This window comes from Streptomyces venezuelae, from assembly GCF_008642275.1.
GTDB lineage: Bacteria > Actinomycetota > Actinomycetes > Streptomycetales > Streptomycetaceae > Streptomyces > Streptomyces venezuelae_E.
Map to the genome: position 1 here is coordinate 3,420,793 of NZ_CP029189.1, position 19,738 is coordinate 3,440,530.

21 protein-coding genes are annotated in these 19,738 nt (G+C 72.4%); 9 read left to right on the forward strand and 12 right to left on the reverse strand.

Going from position 1 to position 19,738, the window contains the following annotated elements:
• Positions 1-20: 20 nt before the first annotated feature.
• From ispF to DEJ51_RS14905, 3 genes are all read right to left on the reverse strand, one after another.
• Complete coding sequence (gene ispF / locus DEJ51_RS14895; RefSeq protein ID WP_150258023.1) at positions 21-542, reverse strand: 2-C-methyl-D-erythritol 2,4-cyclodiphosphate synthase; 522 nt, start codon at positions 540-542, stop codon at positions 21-23.
• Complete coding sequence (gene ispD, locus DEJ51_RS14900) at positions 532-1,278, reverse strand: 2-C-methyl-D-erythritol 4-phosphate cytidylyltransferase (RefSeq protein WP_150258024.1); 747 nt, start codon at positions 1,276-1,278, stop codon at positions 532-534. The genes ispF and ispD overlap by 11 nt, the downstream gene beginning before the upstream one ends.
• 271 nt (positions 1,279-1,549) lie before the next feature.
• A complete protein-coding gene (locus DEJ51_RS14905) occupies positions 1,550-2,032 on the reverse strand; it encodes a CarD family transcriptional regulator (protein ID WP_003953493.1) in 483 nt (160 codons plus the stop codon).
• A gap of 590 nt (positions 2,033-2,622) precedes the next feature.
• Between DEJ51_RS14905 and DEJ51_RS14915 the strand changes: the two genes are divergently transcribed.
• Positions 2,623-3,315 carry a DUF461 domain-containing protein gene (locus tag DEJ51_RS14915; RefSeq protein WP_150258025.1) on the forward strand — a complete coding sequence of 231 codons (693 nt, stop codon included), beginning with the start codon at positions 2,623-2,625 and terminating at the stop codon, positions 3,313-3,315.
• Positions 3,316-3,641: 326 nt separating this feature from the next.
• On the opposite strand, the gene DEJ51_RS14925 is transcribed toward DEJ51_RS14915, so the two are convergent.
• Entirely contained in the window at positions 3,642-4,322 is a 681-nt protein-coding gene (locus DEJ51_RS14925; RefSeq protein ID WP_030009598.1) for a response regulator transcription factor, read from the reverse strand.
• A 41-nt stretch (positions 4,323-4,363) separates the two neighbouring features.
• Entirely contained in the window at positions 4,364-5,563 is a 1,200-nt protein-coding gene (locus DEJ51_RS14930; protein WP_150258027.1) for a sensor histidine kinase, read from the reverse strand.
• Between the two features lie 216 nt (positions 5,564-5,779).
• On the opposite strand from DEJ51_RS14930, the gene phoU reads away from it, so the two are divergent.
• Together phoU and DEJ51_RS34515 are read left to right on the forward strand one after the other, a co-directional pair.
• A complete protein-coding gene (gene phoU, locus DEJ51_RS14935; protein WP_030009600.1) occupies positions 5,780-6,457 on the forward strand; it encodes a phosphate signaling complex protein PhoU in 678 nt (225 codons plus the stop codon).
• A gap of 170 nt (positions 6,458-6,627) precedes the next feature.
• Complete coding sequence (locus DEJ51_RS34515) at positions 6,628-6,777, forward strand: hypothetical protein (RefSeq protein WP_167344738.1); 150 nt, start codon at positions 6,628-6,630, stop codon at positions 6,775-6,777.
• Between the two features lie 76 nt (positions 6,778-6,853).
• On the opposite strand, the gene DEJ51_RS14940 is transcribed toward DEJ51_RS34515, so the two are convergent.
• Positions 6,854-7,411 carry a TetR/AcrR family transcriptional regulator gene (locus DEJ51_RS14940; protein ID WP_150258028.1) on the reverse strand — a complete coding sequence of 186 codons (558 nt, stop codon included), beginning with the start codon at positions 7,409-7,411 and terminating at the stop codon, positions 6,854-6,856.
• A gap of 96 nt (positions 7,412-7,507) precedes the next feature.
• Here DEJ51_RS14940 and DEJ51_RS14945 point away from each other — a divergent pair, with 96 nt between their 5' ends.
• Both DEJ51_RS14945 and DEJ51_RS14950 read left to right on the forward strand, forming a co-directional pair.
• Positions 7,508-8,101 (forward strand): DUF2867 domain-containing protein, encoded by a 594-nt coding sequence (locus DEJ51_RS14945; RefSeq protein ID WP_150258029.1) that lies wholly within the window; start codon positions 7,508-7,510, stop codon positions 8,099-8,101.
• A gap of 190 nt (positions 8,102-8,291) precedes the next feature.
• Complete coding sequence (locus tag DEJ51_RS14950) at positions 8,292-8,744, forward strand: hypothetical protein (protein ID WP_150258030.1); 453 nt, start codon at positions 8,292-8,294, stop codon at positions 8,742-8,744.
• Between the two features lie 70 nt (positions 8,745-8,814).
• Here the strand turns inward: DEJ51_RS14950 and DEJ51_RS14955 are convergent, their stop codons facing one another.
• A complete protein-coding gene (locus DEJ51_RS14955) occupies positions 8,815-9,576 on the reverse strand; it encodes a phosphoglyceromutase (protein ID WP_150258031.1) in 762 nt (253 codons plus the stop codon).
• Positions 9,577-9,730: 154 nt separating this feature from the next.
• Between DEJ51_RS14955 and DEJ51_RS14960 the strand changes: the two genes are divergently transcribed.
• The gene (locus DEJ51_RS14960) at positions 9,731-11,074 is read left to right on the forward strand and encodes an MDR family MFS transporter (RefSeq protein WP_150258032.1); all 1,344 of its coding nucleotides are present in this window, start codon (positions 9,731-9,733) and stop codon (positions 11,072-11,074) included.
• A 27-nt stretch (positions 11,075-11,101) separates the two neighbouring features.
• On the opposite strand, the gene DEJ51_RS14965 is transcribed toward DEJ51_RS14960, so the two are convergent.
• The 3 genes from DEJ51_RS14965 to mshA form a co-directional block, all read right to left on the reverse strand.
• Positions 11,102-11,950, reverse strand: a complete 849-nt coding sequence (locus tag DEJ51_RS14965; protein WP_150258033.1) for a DUF4396 domain-containing protein — start codon at positions 11,948-11,950, stop codon at positions 11,102-11,104.
• Between the two features lie 73 nt (positions 11,951-12,023).
• The gene (locus DEJ51_RS14970; protein WP_150258034.1) at positions 12,024-12,542 is read right to left on the reverse strand and encodes a YbjN domain-containing protein; all 519 of its coding nucleotides are present in this window, start codon (positions 12,540-12,542) and stop codon (positions 12,024-12,026) included.
• The gene (gene mshA / locus DEJ51_RS14975; RefSeq protein WP_190620395.1) at positions 12,535-13,905 is read right to left on the reverse strand and encodes a D-inositol-3-phosphate glycosyltransferase; all 1,371 of its coding nucleotides are present in this window, start codon (positions 13,903-13,905) and stop codon (positions 12,535-12,537) included. Before mshA ends, DEJ51_RS14970 begins: the two co-directional genes overlap by 8 nt.
• A 230-nt stretch (positions 13,906-14,135) precedes the next feature.
• On the opposite strand from mshA, the gene DEJ51_RS14980 reads away from it, so the two are divergent.
• The 3 genes from DEJ51_RS14980 to DEJ51_RS14990 all read left to right on the forward strand — a co-directional run bounded on the left by DEJ51_RS14980 (position 14,136) and on the right by DEJ51_RS14990 (position 18,656).
• Entirely contained in the window at positions 14,136-14,957 is an 822-nt protein-coding gene (locus DEJ51_RS14980; protein ID WP_190620396.1) for a class I SAM-dependent methyltransferase, read from the forward strand.
• A gap of 263 nt (positions 14,958-15,220) precedes the next feature.
• Entirely contained in the window at positions 15,221-16,279 is a 1,059-nt protein-coding gene (locus DEJ51_RS14985; RefSeq protein WP_223835814.1) for a C40 family peptidase, read from the forward strand.
• Between the two features lie 1,000 nt (positions 16,280-17,279).
• Positions 17,280-18,656, forward strand: a complete 1,377-nt coding sequence (locus DEJ51_RS14990; RefSeq protein WP_150258036.1) for a PP2C family protein-serine/threonine phosphatase — start codon at positions 17,280-17,282, stop codon at positions 18,654-18,656.
• Positions 18,657-18,682: 26 nt separating this feature from the next.
• Here DEJ51_RS14990 and DEJ51_RS14995 read toward each other — a convergent pair whose 3' ends face one another.
• Positions 18,683-19,024, reverse strand: a complete 342-nt coding sequence (locus tag DEJ51_RS14995; protein ID WP_150258037.1) for a DUF2516 family protein — start codon at positions 19,022-19,024, stop codon at positions 18,683-18,685.
• Between the two features lie 141 nt (positions 19,025-19,165).
• Positions 19,166-19,720 (reverse strand): hypothetical protein, encoded by a 555-nt coding sequence (locus DEJ51_RS15000; RefSeq protein WP_150258038.1) that lies wholly within the window; start codon positions 19,718-19,720, stop codon positions 19,166-19,168.
• Positions 19,721-19,738: the final 18 nt, after the last annotated feature.

Genomic DNA, 19,738 nt, shown 5'->3' on the forward strand with positions numbered 1-19,738 from the left:
TGTACGGCCGCTACGAGGGATCAGGCCCGGTTCGTCCGGTACACGAGGGCCGTGGCGATCGCGGCGAGCCCTTCGGCGCGGCCGGTGAGACCCAGCCCGTCGGTGGTGGTGCCGGACACCGAGACGGGGGCGCCGGCGGCGGCCGCGAGCGCCTTCTGCGCTTCTTCGCGCCGCTTGCCGATCTTCGGGCGTACGCCGATCACCTGGATGGCGATGTTGCCGATCTCGAAGCCCTCGGCGCGGACGATACGGGCCGCCTCCGCCAGAAGGGTGACACCGGCGGCGCCCGACCACTCGGGGCGGGAGGTGCCGAAGTGCGCGCCGAGGTCACCGACGCCGGCGGCGGAGAAGAGCGCGTCGCAGGCGGCGTGGGCGGCGACGTCGCCGTCGGAGTGCCCGGCGAGGCCGTCCTCGCCCTCCCAGAGCAGGCCGGCGCACCACAGCTCGCGGCCGGCCTCGAAGGCGTGCACGTCCGTGCCGATGCCGACGAGCGGGATCGCCGGAGCAGCGGGAACGGCGGGGGCGGTGGGATCAGTAGCCATCGGTGGCCCTCCTGCGGGCGAGTACGGCCTCTGCGAGGACCAGGTCGAGGGGACGGGTGACCTTGAAGGCCTCTTCGTGGCCCGGGATCACCACGACGGTGACACCGAGCCGTTCCACCATCCCGGCGTCGTCGGTGGCACCCTCGCCGTCGACGGCGATCGCGGCGTGCGCCCGCTGGAGGGTGTCGAGGTCGAAGCCCTGCGGGGTCTGCACGGCGCGCAGCCGGGCCCGCTCGGGCGTGCCGAGGACCGGCTCCGCCTCGCCGGGCCTGCCGGGCTCGACCTCCTTGACCGTGTCGGCCAGGGGCAGCGCGGGCACCACCGCGGGCGCTCCGTCGCGTACGGCCTCGATGACGGAGTCCACGGTGTCCACGGGGACGAGCGGCCGGGCCGCGTCGTGGATGACCACGGAGGTGACGTCCGGCGGCAGCGCGTCCAGGCCGGCGCGGACGGACTCCTGGCGGGTCTCCCCGCCGGGGACGACCAGCAGCTCGGTGCGCTCGGGCAGTGCGTGCTCGCCCAGCAGCAGGCGCACCTCGGCGGCCTCGGCGGGCGGGGCCACGACCACCACGAGGGAGACCGCGCGGGAGCGGGCCATCGCGCGTACGGCGTGGACGAGCATCGGGGTGCCGCCGAGGGCCCGCAGGGCCTTGGGGGCACCGGGACCGAGGCGTACCCCCCGGCCGGCGGCCGGGATCACCGCGGCGGTGCGGTGGGGACGCGTAACGTCAGACATCAGTAGCTCCGAGCCAGGTTTGTGACTTCGGCCGACATGGGTATGGCCTGAAGGGTGCCGGGTGCGACGCCCCTCGCCCCTTCCGTGACGACCGGTCGAGCAGGCTGCCCGGACCCGGCACGCCATCGTGATGGTGGCAGTGAGGTAGTAAGGCAAAAGGTACGAATACAGACATGCCGCAGCGCCCGGCAACAGGCCTCTCGTGGAGGAGAGACCTTGTCATCGGGCACCGCGGCAAGCTGCGCACCAGATGGTGCACGGGGGACTCGCGTCAGGACGCGAGCACCTCGTCGAGGAGGGCCTCGGCCTTGTCCTCGTTCGTGTTCTCAGCGAGCGCGAGCTCGCTCACCAGAATCTGGCGTGCCTTCGCGAGCATGCGCTTCTCACCCGCGGAGAGTCCGCGCTCGCGCTCACGACGCCACAGGTCACGCACCACTTCGGCGACCTTGATGACATCGCCAGAAGCGAGCTTCTCCAGATTTGCCTTGTAGCGCCGGGACCAGTTCGTCGGCTCTTCTGCATACGGTGCGCGGAGCACCTCGAAGACCCGGTCCAGCCCGTCCTGGCCGACTACGTCGCGAACGCCGACGAACTCCGCATTGTCCGCAGGCACACGAACCGTCAGGTCGCCCTGGGCGACCTTGAGCACCAAGTAGGTCTTGTCCACGCCTTTGATCTGACGAGTCTCAATGGCCTCGATCAGCGCGGCCCCGTGATGGGGATAGACCACGGTGTCGCCAACCTTGAACGTCATGTGACAGGTACCCCTTCCGTGGCTATCCAGGGTAACACGAGAACTGACTGTTATGAATGGCGTTTTCGCAGGTCAGGGCACATCTCGGGGCTTGACAACAGCAACACGAACGTGCTGCGGAGGGCTTCCGGAAGGGGGTATTCGCAGGTCGGGGGCGCTGCGCGGACCAGGCGAAAGGGCCACGCTACACCTGCCCGGCACCCCCATCAGTGTGACGTACGTCCCGTTTTGCCGGTTTCCGAGTCGGGAAACCGAACTACTCCGTCCGACTGGCGGCCGCCCTCGCCGGGCGGGTTCCGGCCCAATCCCGAATTGATCACTCAGTGGTGTTCGAGGGAATCCGGAAATTGATCACCAGGGGCCCGGCGCACGATATGCGGGCGCCACAAGATCGGCACGGTGAAGGGCGCCGTGGAATGCAAGATCGCGGGACACTCCCAGGGCCGCGGTGGCGCTGCGGAGGGTCGGGTGCGGGGGCGGGGCGGCGGCTCGGTAACCTAAGCGCGCTGACACACCCTTAGAGCGGCTTTACCTCGGCCGTTCCGAGCGTCCACCCGCCCCTTCCGTTCGTCCAAGGAGTTGCCGCCGCCGTGAGCCGCAGCCTTCGACGCGGCGCCCTCGCCGCCACTGCCGTCGTGTTCTCGATCGCCTCGCTGGCCGCATGCGGTGCGGGCCAGGATGCGCAGACCCTCCAGATCAAGCCGGACAACGCCGCCGCCACCAAGGGCGACATCGAGGTCCAGAACGCCCTGGTGATCACCCAGGGCCAGAAGGGCGAGAAGGGTCCCGCGGTCGTCTCCGCGACGGTCTTCAACAACGGCACCAAGGCGGAGACCCTTGACGGCATCACCCTCCCGGGTGGCAAGGGCAAGGTCGTGCTGAAGCCCGCAGAGGGCTCCGGCAAGGTCACCGTGCCGGCCCTCGGCTACGTGGTCATCGGCGGCAAGGGCAACGCCTCCGCCGTGATCGAGGACGGTTCCGTGGCCGCCCGCGACGGCGAAGTGCAGGACGTCGTCTTCCAGCTGAGCAGCACGGGCGGCGTCGAGCTGCAGGCCTTCGTGGTCCCCAGCACCGGCGGGTTCGCCCCGTTCGGCCCGTCCGCGGCCCCGTCCACCGCCCCGAGCCCGTCCGGCTCCGCCTCGGGCACGCCGTCCGGCTCCCCGTCGGGCTCCCCCTCGGCCGGTGCCACCGGCGCGGCCGCGGGCGCGACCCCGGCCGGCTCCGCCTCGGGCGCGGCCGCCGGCACGCCGTCGGGTTCCCCGTCGCACAGCGCCGGCCACTGACCCGGACGCTCCGTACGTACACGGGAAGGGCCCCCACCCGCAGCTGCGGGTGGGGGCCCTTCCCGTGTACGCCCTCCGGGCGGGTTCCGGCCTGCCGCTCGAACGCGCGGCCCGGGCCCGGACGGACCGCGCGAGTGCCGCAGGCCTACGGCTCGAACTTGTAGCCCAGGCCACGCACCGTCACCAGGTAGCGCGGCGCGCCCGGGTCCGGCTCGAACCCCTTCCGCGTGCGCCCCTCGCGCGGCGAGGCCCGGGGGGCCTCACCGGCATCGGGACGCCGCGCCGGCCTCCGGCCGGCCTGGACGGACCGCGCGAGTGCCGCAGGCCTACGGCTCGAACTTGTAGCCCAGGCCACGCACCGTCACCAGGTAGCGCGGCGCGCCCGGGTCCGGCTCGATCTTGGCGCGCAGGCGCTTGACGTGGACGTCCAGCGTCTTGGTGTCACCGACGTAGTCGGCGCCCCAGACCCGGTCGATGAGCTGCATACGGGTCAGTACGCGGCCCGCGTTGCGCAGGAGCATCTCCAGCAGGTCGAACTCCTTCAGCGGGAGGTCCACCTTGCCGCCGGAGACGGTGACGACGTGGCGGTCGACGTCCATCCGTACGGGCCCGGCCTCCAGGGCCGCCGGGGTGACCTCCTCCGGTTCGCCGCGGCGGCGCAGGACCGCGCGGATGCGGGCGACCAGCTCGCGGGAGGAGAAGGGCTTCGTGACGTAGTCATCTGCTCCTATCTCCAGCCCGACGACCTTGTCGATCTCGCTGTCCTTGGCGGTCACCATGATCACGGGGACGTTGGAGCGGCCGCGCAGCTGTCGGCAGACCTCCGTGCCGGGCAGGCCGGGAAGCATCAGGTCGAGGAGGACGAGGTCGGCGCCGTTGCGTTCGAACTCGTCCAGCCCGTCGGGCCCGGTCGCGGCGATGGCGACCTCGAAGCCCTCCTTGCGGAGCATGTAGGACAGGGCGTCGCTGAAGGATTCCTCATCCTCGACGACGAGCACTCGGGTCACGGAAGGACCTCCGGGGCAGGAATGGCTGGGGCGGTTCTGGGTCAGGCAGGGGTCGGGTGGGTGGCGTGGGCCGCCGCCGGGGCCGGGGCGGCTGCTTCAGGGAGTCGCAGGGTGAACGTGGAACCCTGGCCCTCCGAGCTCCATACCGACACCTCCCCGCCGTGCGAGGCAGCCACGTGCTTCACGATCGCAAGGCCGAGGCCGGTTCCTCCCGTGGCTCGGGAGCGGGCCGGGTCCACGCGGTAGAAGCGCTCGAAGATGCGCTCGCGGTCCTTTTCCGGGATGCCGATGCCCTGGTCGGTCACGGCGATCTCGATCAAGTCTCCCCCAGGAGCCGACACCCTGCGTCCGGCGATGCCGACGCGGGTGCGGGCGGGGCTGTAGTTGACGGCGTTCTCGACGAGGTTCCCGAGGGCGGCCGCGAGCTGTCCGCGGTTGCCCCACACCCGCAGGTCGGCGGTGCCGCCAGCGGCCATGGTGATCTGCTTCGAGGACGCGGTGTGGCGGCAGCGGTCGATGGCCTCGGCGACCAGCGTGTCCACCCGTACGGGCTCGGCGTCCTCCAGCGGGTCGTCGTTCTGTACCCGGGAGAGGTCGATGAGCTCCTGCACGAGGTTGATCAGCCGGGTGGACTCGATCTGCATGCGGCCCGCGAAGCGGCTGACCGCCTCGGGGTCGTCCGCGGCGTCCATGACGGCCTCGGACAGCAGGGAGATCGCTCCGACCGGGGTCTTCAGCTCGTGGGACACGTTGGCCACGAAGTCGCGGCGTACGGCCTCGATGCGGCGGGCCTCGGTGAGGTCCTCGACCAGGAGGAGCACCAGCCGGGAGCCGAGCGGGGCGACGCGCGCCGAGACGGCGAGGGCCTCTCCCCGGCCGGTACCGCGCCGGGGCAGGTCCAGCTCCACCTGGCGTATCTCCCCGTCGCGGCGGGTGTCGCGGGCCATGTGGAGCATGGGCTCCACGGCGAGCTTGCCGCCGCGGACCAGGCCGAGGGCGTAGGCGGCCGAGCTGGCCTTGACCACGGCGTCGCCCTCGTCCAGTACGACCGCCGAGGAGCGCAGCACGGAGAGGACGGTGTCCACGCCGGGCGGCAGCACCGCGTTGAGGTCGGGGCGCATGGAGCTCCGGGTGGGGCGGGCCTGGTCGCGCTCGCTCCAGCGGAACGCCAGCATCGCGATCACACCGGTGCAAAGACCGGCGATCGCTGCAGCTGCGGCGACCGCCGCGTTCACGTCCATGGATCCAGGTTAAGCAGGCACGACGACACTTCCACAGCCGTTCGGGTGGCACCTCGAACAGTCGTCGCCCAGAGTTCACCCTGGGGACGGGGTTGATTCACTTGTGGTGCCGGAGTCGGACGCGTTTGCGGCTCACCGTGTCAACGTGGGGCCGCTGGCCGCCCCGGCCCGCCCACGGGCAGTACCGCAGTAGTAGGCGAGAGAGGGACACGAGACATGCGCGACGCGTACCACGAGGAACTGGACTCGATCGGAGAAGGCCTGGTCGAGATGGCCCGGCTCGTCGGCTCCGCGATCGGGCGGGCCACGACGTCCATGCTCGACGCCGACCTGAAGCTCGCCGAGAGCGTCATCGCCGCCGACCAGAAGGTCGACGACCTCCAGCACGACCTGGAGGCCCGCGCCATCGCCCTGCTGGCCCGCCAGCAGCCGGTCGCCACCGACCTGCGCATCGTCGTGACCTCCCTGCGGATGAGCGCCGACCTGGAGCGCAGCGGCGACCTCGCCCAGCACGTGGCGAAGCTCGCCCGGCTGCGCTTCCCGGACCGGGCGGTGCCGCGGGACCTGCACGCCACCATCCTGGAGATGGGGCAGCTGGCGCAGCGCCTGATGGCGAAGGCCGCCGAAGTCATCATCACGAAGGACGTCGACCTCGCCCTCCAGCTGGAGCAGGACGACGACGAGATGGACCAGCTGCACCGCACGCTGTTCCAGCACCTGATGGACGACCGCTGGAAGCACGGCATCGAGACGGCCGTGGACGTGACCCTTCTGGGCCGCTACTACGAGCGCTTCGCGGACCACGCGGTGTCGGTGGCCAAGCGCGTGGTCTACCTGGTGACGGGTGAGCACGCGGACGACCTCCAGCAGCCGACGCAGGTCGAGGGCGTCTGACCCGCCGGCATCGGAAGCGGGGAGTCCGGACGAGGGTGCCGGACCGGGGGGCGGGGCCGAGCCCCAATGCGCCGTTGACGCGCCGGTACCGCTGGGCATGAATGAGGGCGAGGGCGGTCGTCGTACGAAGTCCCGTATGCCGCGGGGCACCGCCCCTGCGAGGAGGAACCATGCCCGATTCCCCCGTCCCGATCACCCCGGAGCAGGAGCAGCCGCCGAGGCCGGAGCCGCTGCGGCTACCGCTGCTCGCGGCCTGCGGCTGCGGCTCGGGCTGCGGCTGCGGCTGCCAGTCCGGCGCCCCCTGCCAGTGCGGCGGCTGACCGCCTCCGCCGGCTGCACGCGCGACGGGCCCCGGCCGAGTTCCCTCGGCCGGGGCCCTTCGCGTGCGTCCGCCGGCTATCTCAGGAGCCAGTTCCGGGTGAGCTCCATGACCTCCGCGCGGGTGCGGCCGCCGTGGTCGACGTGGATGAAGTGCTCGCCGATGCGGAGCGAGTAGGCCAGCAGGCAGCGGACCTCGACGTCGTCCTCGTCGGTGCAGATGGCGCGGAACAGCGAGCGCAGGTACTCCATGCGCCGGTTGTCGGTACGCCGCACCCGCTGCGCGACGTCCTCGTCCCGCCGGGCCCAGTCGCGGATGGCGAGGTCGGCGGTGGTGCCCCTGACCGGCCCGTCGGCCGACGAGGCGATCGCGAACAGCCGCTCCAGCCTGGCCCGCGCGTCTCCGCCGCCGCTCTCGACCTGCTCGATGACGGCGTCGGCGACCTCGTGCTCCCAGGTGTCGAGCATCTCGGTCAGCAGTGCGCCCCGGCTGCCGAAGTAGCCGTAGAAGCCGCCCTTGCTGACCCCGAGCGCCTGCGCCAGGGCCTCGACGCGGACGGCGTCGGGGCCTCCGGCGGCGAGGGCCCGCAGCCCTTCCTCGATCCACTTTCCGCGCGGTGTGCGGGTCGCGCCCATGGTGTGCTCCTCCTCACGCGGCCCCTGTCTATACGGTGGCGTATAGATGAGTGCTAGCCTCGATCTATACGCCATCGTATAGACAGGGGTTGACCGATGAGACTCCCCAAGACCGCGTTCACCTCCCGCCCCTGGCGGATCCACGAGATCGCGGGCGACTTCCGGGTCGAGGACGTGTGGGCGCTGCCGACCCCGGGCGGGCCCGACGACCTCGACCGCCTGGTGCGCCAGTTCGCGGAGGGCACCGGGGATCCGGTCCCCTCCCCCGTGGCGCGCGTCCTCTTCGCGGTCCGCCGCGGGCTGGGCAGGCTGTTCGGCTGGGACAAGCCCGACGGCGGCCTCGGCACCCGGGTCCCCACCCTGCGCGACCGCCTGCCGGCCGACCTCCGCACGGGCGAGCGCGGCCCGGACCTGCGGTCGGCCCCGTTCACCTCGGTCTTCCAGACCCACGACGAGTGGGCGGCGGAATCCGCCAACCGGACCGTGCACGGGGTGCTCCACATCGGCTGGGTCCCGGACGGCAACGGCGGCCACCACGGCCAGATGACCGTCCTGGTGAAGCCGAACGGCCGCCTGGGAGCCCTCTACATGCTGGGCATCAAGCCGTTCCGGTACCTGGGGGTCTACCCGGCCCTGATCCGCTCGATCGGCCGCGAATGGCGCGAGAACACCCCGAACGCCACCTCCTGAGCCCCGCCACGAGCCGGCCCGGGGACCGAAAATGCCTCCCGCCCGCGCCGTACGCGCAGGCGGGAGGCATGATCACGAAGCCTACTCCTTCTCCACGCCCCCCGCCGAGCGGCGGGGGCGCGTGTGTGAGACTCCCCTCCTGACCGACCGGGGTGGGAGTCTTGCCTTGCACATACGCATCAAGCCGTCGATGACGTCCAGGATCACGACGAGATCCGTCGCGGCCGCCGCGATCCTGCTGGCATCCGTTCCGCTGGCCGGCTGCACGGCCGGCGACGCCCCGTCCCAAGCCAAGGCCGTCACCCGGGACACGGTGGACCGCGACGTGCGGGCGGCCGTCCGCAAGGCGGGCCTCGACCCTGCGAAGGGGAGGACCACCAGCACTCCGAACGGGAACGCGCATCCGAGCGCGGTCGACTGGTTCGCGGTCCTCGACACCCCACAGGCGGAGCAGGCCCTGCCGAAGATCGGGGCGGAGCTGGAGCGCCTGGGATGGCGCGCGGAGCCCGTCGACACCTTTCCCCTCAGCTACGAGAAGTCCGACTGGAGCCTCGTGGGCCGCAGCGTGACCGAAGCCGACGCGGTCACCCTCGCCCCGGGCGAAAGCCTCCTCACCTTGTCGGTCACGGACTTCGGTCCCTAGGAGGTGTCCAGGACGGACGAAAGCCCCTGACCCGCACCGTCGATGCGGGTCAGGGGCTCGATCGTGCTGCTTACTTCTTCTTGCCCTGGTTCTTGACGGCCTCGATGGCGGCCGCGGCCGCGTCCGGGTCGAGGTAGGTGCCGCCCGGCTTCAGGGGCTTGAAGTCGGCGTCCAGTTCGTAGACGAGCGGGATGCCGGTCGGGATGTTCAGGCCCGTGATGTCGGCGTCGGAGATGCCGTCCAGGTGCTTGACCAGGCCGCGCAGCGAGTTGCCGTGCGCGGCGACCAGGACCGTGCGGCCGGCCAGCAGGTCCGGGACGATGCCGTCGTACCAGTACGGCAGCATGCGCTCGACGACGTCCTTGAGGCACTCCGTACGCGGACGCAGCTCGTTCGGGATCGACGCGTAGCGCGGGTCCGCGGACTGCGAGAACTCCGTGCCGTCCTCCAGGACCGGCGGCGGGGTGTCGTACGAGCGGCGCCACAGCATGAACTGCTCCTCGCCGAACTCCGCGAGGGTCTGCGCCTTGTCCTTGCCCTGGAGCGCACCGTAGTGGCGCTCGTTCAGGCGCCAGGAGCGGTGCACCGGGATCCAGTGGCGGTCCGCGGCCTCCAGCGCGAGCTGCGCCGTGCGGATGGCGCGCTTCTGCAGCGAGGTGTGCAGCACGTCGGGCAGCAGGCCGGCGTCCTTGAGCAGCTCACCGCCCCGGACCGCCTCCTTCTCGCCCTTCTCGGTGAGGTTGACGTCCACCCAGCCGGTGAACAGGTTCTTCGCGTTCCAGTCGCTCTCGCCGTGGCGGAGGAGGATCAGCTTGTACGGTGCGTCGGCCATGCGTACGAGCCTAGTGGACGCCCGGGGGCGCTCGCGCGCGGTGCGGGGTCCCGTCCGATTGACGGTGCGCGTCAATCCGGTGGCGCCCGGAGGCCTGCCACTCGTAATGTGCACGCCGTACGAGTGATGCTTACACCTCCGGGGGGAATCCGTTATGTCCGCTGCCCGTTTCGGACAGGCCGCCCGGGAGAGCGTCGCCGGGCTGCCCCGGGCCTTCTGGTGGCTCTGGACGAGCACCCTGGTGAACCGGCTCGGAGCCTTCGTCGCCACCTTCATGACCCTCTACCTGACCCTGGAGCGGGGCTACTCGGCCTCCTTCGCCGGGCTCGTCGTCGCCCTCCACGGGCTCGGCGGCGTCGTCTCCTCGCTCGTCGCGGGAGTGATGACCGACCGGCTCGGGCGGCGCCCCACCCTGCTGGCGGCCCAGGCCTCGACCGCGTTCTCGGTGGCGCTGCTCGGCTTCATGGAGCACCCGGCGGCGATCGCGGCCGTGGCCCTCCTGGTCGGCGTGACCTCGAACGCCTCCCGGCCGGCGGTCGCCGCGATGATGGCGGACATCGTCCGCCCCGAGGACCGGGTACGGGCCTTCGCCCTCAACTACTGGGCCATCAACCTCGGCTTCGCCGTCAGCGCGACGGCGGCGGGCGTGATCGCGGAGTACAGCTACCTGGCCGGTTTCCTGGGCGAGGCCGCCCTGACACTGGCCTGCGCGGTGCTGGTCTTCGTCAAGCTGCCCGAGTCCCGGCCGGAGCGGCCTACGAGCGGGTCGGACGCCGCCGGCGAGGAGCCCGCGATCGGGCTCGGGACGGTGCTGCGGGACGGCCGGTTCATGGGTGTGGTCGGGCTGTCCTTCCTGATCTCGCTGATCTTCACGCAGGGCTCGGTCGGCCTGCCGGTCGCGATGGGCGCCGCCGGGTTCTCCCCCGGGGACTACGGGCTGGTCGTCGCCGTCAACGGCGTGCTGATCGTGCTGCTCCAGATCCCGGTCACCTCGTTCATCGAGCGGCGCGACCCGCAGAAGCTGCTGGTGATCTCGGCGCTGCTGGCCGGGTACGGGTTCGCGCTGACGGCCTTCGCCGGACCGGTGTGGGCGTACGCGCTGACGGTGTGCGTGTGGACGCTGGCCGAGATCGTGAACTCGCCGACCCAGATGGGCCTGGTCGTACGGCTCTCGCCGGTGCACGGGCGCGGGCGCTACCAGGGGGTCTACAACCTGTCCTGGGCGGTGGCCTCGCTGGTCGCGCCGCTGATGGCGGGCCTGCTGATCGACCGGTACGGGGCCGACTGGCTCTGGGCGGCCACGGGCGTGCTGGGCACGGTGGCGGCGGCCGGCTACTGGCTGCTGATGCGCGGGCTCTCCGAGGGCGACGCGGGTGTCGCCGTCGTCGCCGGGTCCCCGGGCACGGAAGCGACCGAGGCCGAATCCGGGTCCGTGGCCGAGGTGGCGGGTGAGGCCCAGGGGGATGCGAAGCCCGCGGCGGCGGCCGGGGTGGCGTAGTACCCGGCCGGGGACACGACGGTCACGTCAGGCCAGGTGGCCGAAGATCGCGGCCAGCAGGACCCCGGCCGCGAGGAAGAGGACCGTCAGCACGGCCATGGCCGTCTTCTGCTCCGCCGTCACCTCCGCCTCCGGCATCGCCATGCCGGAGGCGCCTGCGTGGGTGGCGGCCGCGTGGGTGGCGGCCGGGAGCGGCTCGCCGCCCTCGCCCAGCGCCCGTACCGTCCCCATCCCGTGCTTGAGGTGGTTGGCGACCAGCCACACGTTGACCGGGTACGCGAAGGCCAGTCCGGCCAGCACGGCCAGCGAGAACGTCGCCCAGAAGCGCACGTCGCCGACGTCCCGCGCCCCCGGCACCTGGCTGCGCACGATCACGTTCACCGCGACCATGGCGCCCATCACGCAGTTCATCGAGAGCCACTCCGCGTACACCGTCGACCGGACGGCCCGCACGTAGCTGCCGCCGAGCATGTCGCGCATGAACAGGGCCTGGAAGACCAGCAGCCCGAAGCCGAAGCCCACCGCGTACTCGAACAGGGCGTCGGCCCACGGCGGGAGTCCGAGCAGCGAGGCGACGACGGCCGCGACCATGATGCCGGTCGCGTCGCCGGCCACGCAGTGGATGGTCGAGCCGAGCGCCTGCTTCCACAGCGGCGCCACGAACCGCTCGTGGGTCCCGGGCCGCGGCTCCTTGCAGGACAGGACGTAGAGCGCGGCGCCCACCGGGCCGATGTAGAGGGTCACCAGCACCCAGCCCCACTTCATCACCGTGAGTTCCGGGTTCTCGGTGAACGCGTCGTGGGCGACGTAGCCGGTGGACAGGAGGGCCAGGGCGAACCAGGCGTACATGAGTGCTTCGGCTGTGGTCCCGCTCATCCCGTCACGGTGCGGTCGTACGGGCCCGGCCGGGCGGGCCGACACGCCTTCGCGTGCCGTTCGGTGCCGCGTGTCAGCCGATCGGAGTGCCGGGGCCGGCCGGTTCGCCCTGCGGGCGCGTCAGGTGCTTGAACGCGTCGAGGTTGAAGGTCGGCTCGCCGCGCGAGACCCGCCACTCGTACTCGCGCCGGATCGCGCTCGCGAAGCCCAGCTCCAGCAGCGTGTTGAAGGAACCGTCCGCCGCCTCCAGGACCGTGCCGAGCAGCCGGTCCAGCTCCTCCGGGTCGACGACCGACAGCGGGAGCCGGGCCGTCAGGTAGATGTCGCCGAGGCGGTCCACCGCGTACGCCATGCCGTACAGCTTGAGGTTGCGCTCCAGCAGCCAGCGGTGGACGCCCGCCTCGTTCTCGTCGGGGTGCCGGATCACGAAGGCGTTGACCGACAGCGAGTGCCGGCCGACCTTGATCGAGCAGGTGGTGCTCAGCTTGCGGGTGCCGGGGAGCTGGACGACGTAGGTGCCCGGCTCGGGGCTCTCCCAGCTCAGCTCCGCGCCGGTGAGTGCGCTCTCGATGATCTCGGCGGTGTCAGCCATGGTGGGAGCGTACGCGACGGCGATGATCATGCATGGCCGCGGTGTAGACGTCGGCCGTGCCGCCGGCCGCGGTGTCCCAGCCGAAGAACTGCGCGTGCCGCGCCGCCTCGGCGCCCATCCGGTCCGCGAGCGCCGGTTCGTCCACGAAGCGCTGCAGCTCCCGCGCGTAGTCCACCGGGTCGTGCCCGGGTACGAGGATCCCCGTGACCCCGTCGTTGACGGCGACGGGCAGCCCGCCGACCTCGGCGGCGAGCACCGGCGTGCCGGCGGCCTGCGCCTCTATGGCGACCAGCCCGAAGGACTCGCTGTAGGAGGGCATGACCAGCACGGACGCCGCCCGGAACCAGTCCGCGAGGCCGTCCTGCGCGACCGGCGGGTGGAAGTGCACGAGGTCGGCGATGCCGAGCTTCGCGGCCAGCTTGTGCAGGCCTTCCGGCTTGGCCAGACCGCTGCCGCTGGGCCCGCCGACGACGGGTACGAACAGGCGGCGGCGCAGCGAGGGGTCCCGGTCGACCATCACGGCGACGGCGCGCAGCAGGATGTCGGGGGCCTTCAGGGGCTGGATCCGCCCGGCGAAGAGGGGGATGACGGCGTCCTGCGGGAGGCCGAGGCGGGCGCGGGCGGCGGCCCGGCCGTCGCCGACGGTGAACCGGTCGAGATTCACCCCGGGGTGGACGACGGCCACCTTGCCGGGGTCGGCCTCGTAGTGCCGGACGAGCTCGCCGGCCTCCTCGGCGGTGTTCGCGATGAGCCGGTCGGCGGCGGCCACGATCTGGGTCTCGCCTATGACCCGGGCGGCGGGCTCGGGCGTGTCCCCCGCGGCCAGCGCCGCGTTCTTGACCTTCGCCATGGTGTGCATGGCGTGCACGAGCGGGACGCCCCAGCGTTCGGCGGCGAGCCAGCCCACATGGCCGGAAAGCCAGTAGTGGGAGTGGACGAGGTCGTAGTAGCCGGGACGGTGTCCGGCCCAGGCCTGCATGACGCCGTGGGTGAAGGCGCACAGCTGGGCCGGGAGCTCCTCCTTGGCGAGGCCCTCGTAGGGGCCCGCGTCCACGTGCCGTACGAGGACGCCGGGGGCCAGCTCGACGACGGGCGGCAGCCCTCCGGTGGTGGCCCGGGTGAAGATCTCGACCTCGATGTTGATCGCGGCGAGCCGCTTGGCCAGCTCGACGATGTAGACGTTCATGCCGCCGGCGTCGCCGGTGCCGGGCTGGTGCAGCGGAGACGTGTGCACGCTGAGCATGGCCACGCGGCGCGGCCTGCGGTGGTGGCCGACGGCCGGAAGGCGCAGGCGGGGAGGCTCGTGGCGGGTGGCACGGGCGGCGGCGAGGCGGCCACTGAGGCGGGACACGTACTGGCTCAAAGAAGCAGTCCTCTCGGCTCGGACGGCGCCCGCACGACGCTCGGACGGCATGACGGACCGCATGCCGGACGGCATGACGGCGAGGGCGCGGAGGACGCCCTGCAAGGAGTGCAACCCGGATGGTCGTCCCGCGCATTCCGGGGTGCCCGGTTTTCCTGGAGGTTTCCTCGTGCCCGGTGCCCCGTCGGGGGGTTTTCATGCTGTGCGGGCCCTCCGCTTACCCTCGGCCCATGGCCTCCCGCAGTACCCCGCCCTCCAGCCGCGCGCCCGGCCGCCCCGTGGGCTCGGTGACGCGCGGGACGACCAATCCGAACCGGTTGCGCCGGATGGACCGCTGGATCGCGGCCACGCACGGGGCGGCGCTGCGGCGCGCGGAGGATCCCGTCGCGGTGGACCTGGGCTACGGGGCCGCGCCCTGGACGGCCGTCGAGCTGCTGTCCCGGCTGCGGGAGGCGGCACCGCGGGTGCGGGTGGTCGGCATCGAGATCGAGCCGGCGCGGGTGGCGGGGGCGAAGCCGTACGAACGGGACGGGCTGAGCTTCCGGCACGGCGGTTTCGAGGTGCCGCTGGACGGCGGGGCCCGCCCGGCGCTGATCCGCGCGGCGAACGTTCTGCGCCAGTACGACGAGGAGCAGGTCGCCGAGGTCTGGGCGCGGCTGTGCGGGCGGCTGGCGCCGGACGGGCTGCTGGTGGAGGGGACCTGCGACGAGATCGGGCGGCGGCACGTGTGGGTGGCGCTGGGTCCGGAGGGGGCGCGCACGGTGACGTTCGCGACCCGGCTGGGCTCCCTGGAGCGCCCGTCGGACCTGGCGGAACGGCTGCCGAAGGCACTGATCCACCGGAACGTTCCGGGCGAACCGGTGCACGCGTTCCTGCGCGACTTCGACCGGGCCTGGGCGGCCGCGGCCCCGTACGCCGCGTACGGGGCCCGGCAGCGCTGGATCCGGACGGCACGGGCGCTGGCCGGCGACTGGCCGCTGGCGGACGGGCCGCGGCGGTGGCGGCAGGGGGAACTGACGCTGCCCTGGGAGGCGTTGCGCCCGGTGGGGTGAATGCGGGGGTGCGGGGGAACCGGGGGTGGGGGTGCCCCGTTGAACCGCGCGGGGCCGGTTATGGCGTCCGTTGGGTGGGACAAGATCGCATCGCCATCCACAAGGGTGTTGCAATTCATCTACTCGTGGCACCATCCCGATGACGGTGCCAAGTTACTGATGAATAGTCAGATCTGATACGGGGTCTGGCTGGGGTGTCTGGGGGGACCATGGGAGCCGCAAGGCAACGGCGAGGCGCAAGCTCTCTCGTGCTGGTGTGCACGATGGCGATACTGGCGGCGCCGGGCTTCGCCACGGGCGTCGCGCACGCCGCTCCGGTGGCGCCGGCGGCCCCTGCGGCACCCGCGGCACCTGCGGCTCCGGCGGCGCCCCTCCCCGAACCGGGCGGCAAGTCCCTGGAACAGGTCCGCAAGGAGATCGAGGAGCTGTACCGGCAGGCGGCCACCGCCACCGAGGCCTACAACCTCGCCGAGGCCGAGACGAAGGCCCAGTCGGACAAGATCGTCCAGATCGCCAATCTCGTCGTCGCCGGCAAGGAGCGGATCACCGCCCTGAAGAACCGGGCGGGCGCCGCCGCCCGCGCCCAGTACCGCTCGGGCGGGATGCCGCCGGGCGCGCAGCTGGCGTTGAGCGACGACCCGAACCACTACCTCGACGGCGCGGGCCGGCTGCGCCAGGGCGAGAAGGCCACCTCGGGCCTGCTCTCCGAACTGGACCGGACCCAGGCCGACTTGCAGCGCTACGCCCAGGAGGCGAACGAGCGCTGGAGCATCCTGGAGACGAACCGGGTCAAGTCGGAGGAGTCCAAGAAGCAGATCGAGGAGAAGATCAAGGCCGCCGAGGAGCTGGAGAGCAAGCTGGAGGCCGAGGAGAAGGCCCGGCTGATCCAGCTGGAGCAGGAGGCCCAGTACAAGGCACAGACGGCGTGGCTGTCGACGGGCGCGATGAAGGACGTCAACGGCGCGGCCACGGAAGCGGGCAAGCGGGCCGTGCAGTTCGCCACCGCGCAGATCGGCAAGCCGTACAAATGGGGTGCCGTGGGCCCCGGGTCCTTCGACTGCTCCGGGCTGACCTCGCAGGCCTGGCTGGCGGCGGGCCGGGGTATCCCGCGCACCTCGCAGGAGCAGCTGCGGCTGCTGCCGAAGATCGCGCTGAAGGACATGCGCCCCGGCGACCTGATCATCTACTTCGACGACGCCACCCACGTCGGCATGTACGTCGGCGACGGCGCGATGGTCCACGCCCCGCGCCCGGGGCGGAACATCACGCTGGCGGGAGCGGGCTCGATGCCGATCAAGGCAGTGGTCCGCCCCGACGCGTAGCCCCTGCGGGGTTGCTCGGCAGGGTGCTCCGGGCCGGAGCCCGGGCCCGGGGTACCGGCCCGGACCCCAGCCTCGGAGCCGGCCCTGGCCCCGGCCTGGCTGCCGGGTGCGCCGAGACCCGGGCCCGGCCCCGGCCTGGCTGCCGCGCGCGCCGAAACCCCCGGCCCGGGGCCCGGGTGCCGCGGGAAACCGGCGCCCGGGCGCTCATGGGCCCGGGGCCGCATGGCTCGGGAATCCGCCACCGACCCGGGGGGCGCGCACGGCGGCAGGGGGCGGGAGGTACCCCGGAGCCCGGCCTGGTTGCCGGGTGCGCCGAGACCCAGGCCCGGAGAGCCCGAGTGCCGCAGGAAGCCCGGCGCCCCGGCGTTCAGGGACCCGGGGATACAGGGCTCGGGAATCCGACACCGGGCGGCGACCTGAGCCGGAGTGCTCGGCGCCCCGGCCTGGGTGCCGGGTGCGCCGAGACCCGGGCCCGCAGTCCGGATGCCCCGGGAAACCCGGCGCCCAGGCGTTCAGGGACCCGGGGATACAGGGCTCCGGAACCCGACACCGGGCGGCGACCTGAGCCGGAGTGCTCGGCGCCCCGGCCTGGGTGCCGGGTGCGCCGAGACCCGGGCCCGGGGACCGGAAGCCCGGGTGCCGCGGAGAACCCGGCGCTCGGGCCGAGTGGCTCGGGGACCGGAGCTGGAGTGCTCGGCCCCGGGGCGCTCGGCTCGGGAATCCGGTATCGGGGTTCGGGGGTCCGAGGGGCGGAGGGTTCGCTGGGGTGGGGGCTCGGGCGGGGTGACGTAGGCAACCCGGCGGGGGTCGGACACGTCTCGCTGGACGGGACGGAACGCGGCCCCGCCGTGACCTTTGTCATCCAGTGGGCCGATTTTCCCCCGCGATAGCCGCATATGCCGGAGGCCCTCACCAAGAACGGCATTCCGTTCGTCGGGCCGGGACCGCTAGGGTCTGCCGGACGAGCGCACCCTCGGGGGGAGGGAAGGAACCGGAGACGATGCCCGTACCCGTACCGCGGCAGAGGGACACCTCGGCCACGGAGAGCGGTCAGGCCGTTCTGCAGACCGCCGCCCCGGCCATGGCCGCCACGGGCGTCGCGCAAGCGACCCCTCAGGCGACCCCGCACACCACCCCGCTGACGCTCCTGGTCATCGAGGACGACCCGGCCGGCGGCCTCACCGTCCCCGAGATCCTCGACGCGGACGGCCACCGCATCCGGGTCCGCACCGCCCGCAACCTCACCGAGGCCGAGCGGCTGCTCACGCCCGACGTGCACTGCATCCTCCTCGACCTGTCCCTCCCGGACGCCAGCGCCCGTACCCCGGGAGCCGCGGCCACCGGCACGGCCACCGCCACCGGCACTGCCACCGCAACCGCAACCGCCACCGCGCCCGCCGTGGACCAGCTGGTCGCCCTCCGCCAGGTGCTGCGCATAGCCCCGCGCCACGCCGTCCTCGTCCTCACCGACGAGGACGACGCCGAGCGCGCCGCCGAGGCCGTCCGGGTCGGCGCCCAGGACTTCCTCTTCCGGGACGAGCTGGACGGCCGGCTGCTCAGCCGCGCCATCCGCTACGCCGTGGAGAGAAAACGGGCGGACATCGCCCAGTACAAGCTCGCAGAATCGAAACTGCGCGCCCAGGAGAACGCCCGGCTGGAACGCGGCCTGCTCCCCACACCCCTGCTGGAGGGCTCGGACCTCCGCTTCGCCGCCCGCTACCGGCCCGGCCGCAGCCGGGCCCTGCTCGGCGGTGACTTCTACGACACCGTCCGCACCCCCGACGGCACCGTCCACGCCATGATCGGCGACGTCTGCGGACACGGCCCGGACGAGGCCGCGCTCGGCGTCGAGCTCCGCATCGCCTGGCGCGCCCTGACACTCGCCGGCCTGTGCGGCGACGACCTGCTGGCCACCCTCCAGCAGGTCCTGGAGGTGGAGCGGCCGTGCGAGGAGATATTCGCGACGCTGTGCACGGTCGACATCGCCCCGGACGGGCGCCGCGCCGGCCTGTGCCTGGCCGGCCATCCGGCCCCGCTGATCTCCCGGCCGGGCCGCCGCGCGCGGCTGCTCCCGTACGAGAACAGCGGCCCGGCCCTCGGACTGCTGCCCCGGGCCCGCTGGCCGCGCCGCCAGGTGGAGCTCGGCGGCACCTGGAGCCTGATGCTCTACACGGACGGCCTGATCGAGGGCCACATCGGCGAGGGCAAGGAACGCCTGGGACAGGACGGCATGGTCGACATGATCAACCGGCACCTGGACCGCGGTCTGAGCGGTGAGGGCCTGCTGGAGGCCTCCGTCACCGAGGCCCGCCGGCTCAACGGCGGCGAGCTGACCGACGACGTGGCCGTGGTCCTGCTCTCCCGCGCCGAGGGCTGAGCCCCCGCCGCGCGCCGGTCACGGGACTAGCGTCCGCCGTTGTAGGGCCCGTACGGCCCGTCGCTGCTGCTGCCGCCGCCACGCCGGCCGCCACCGCCCGAGACCTGCTTGAGGGCCGGCCGCACGTCGACGAAGAACACGATGGTCGCGACGAGACCGGCGATCTGCAGGAACATCATCCCGGGGACGAAGCCCACGGCCACGGTGACGCCGAGCAGGACCAGCCAGAACGTCTTGCTCTGCTTCTCGGCCGCCCGGTACGCGTCCTCTCGTGCCACCAGGGCGAACACGAAGGCCACGAGGGCGAGCACCCGCATGGCGAGCAGGAGCAACGGGATCACGCCGAGATCGAACCCGTTCATCAACATCGCTTCGACCGCCTTCTCAGCTGCTGCTTCGCACTTCGGTTGCCGCCCGACTCCACGCTACCGGCACGGGCCCCTTCATGAACCACAACGGGCCGGGCCCCTGAAGGGTGCCCGGCCCGCCGTCGCTCATGCGGCCGTGCTTCAGCTCGCGTCGTCCGCCGTGACCACGGCCTTCTTGGCCGTGCTCTTGCGCGCGGTGGTCTTCTTCGCGACCGGCTTCTCCTCGCCGGCGGCCTCGGCGACCGGCTCCGACTCCGGCTCCGGCTCGGTCACCGGCTCCGCCCCGGGCTCGACGGCCACGGCGATGTCGACGATCTCGGCGGAGACGTCGCCGCGCCAGTTCCGCACGGCCTGCTCGCCGTGCACGGCGACCTTGTCGTACGTCTCCTTGGCGCGCACCGCGTACTCGGCGGCCACGCCGACTCCGCGCAGCGCGAGGTCCTGGGCGGTCTCCCCGAGCTTCTTCGGGTCGATCGCGCCGAGCACCTCGGCGAACTTGGCGGTGACGGCGTCCTGCACGGCCTTCGGGTCCGTGTTCTTCACGGCCTCGATGCGCGCGGGGGCCTCGGCGCGCAGCTGCTCGATCAGGTCGGGCACCTTCTTGGCCTGCTGCACGGCCAGGTCGGCGGTCCCGGCTGCGAAGTAGAGGGGAGTGGGGTCGGTGAGGGTCTTCTTCAGGTCATCGGCGATGGCCATGTGCTGGTCCTCCCGGAT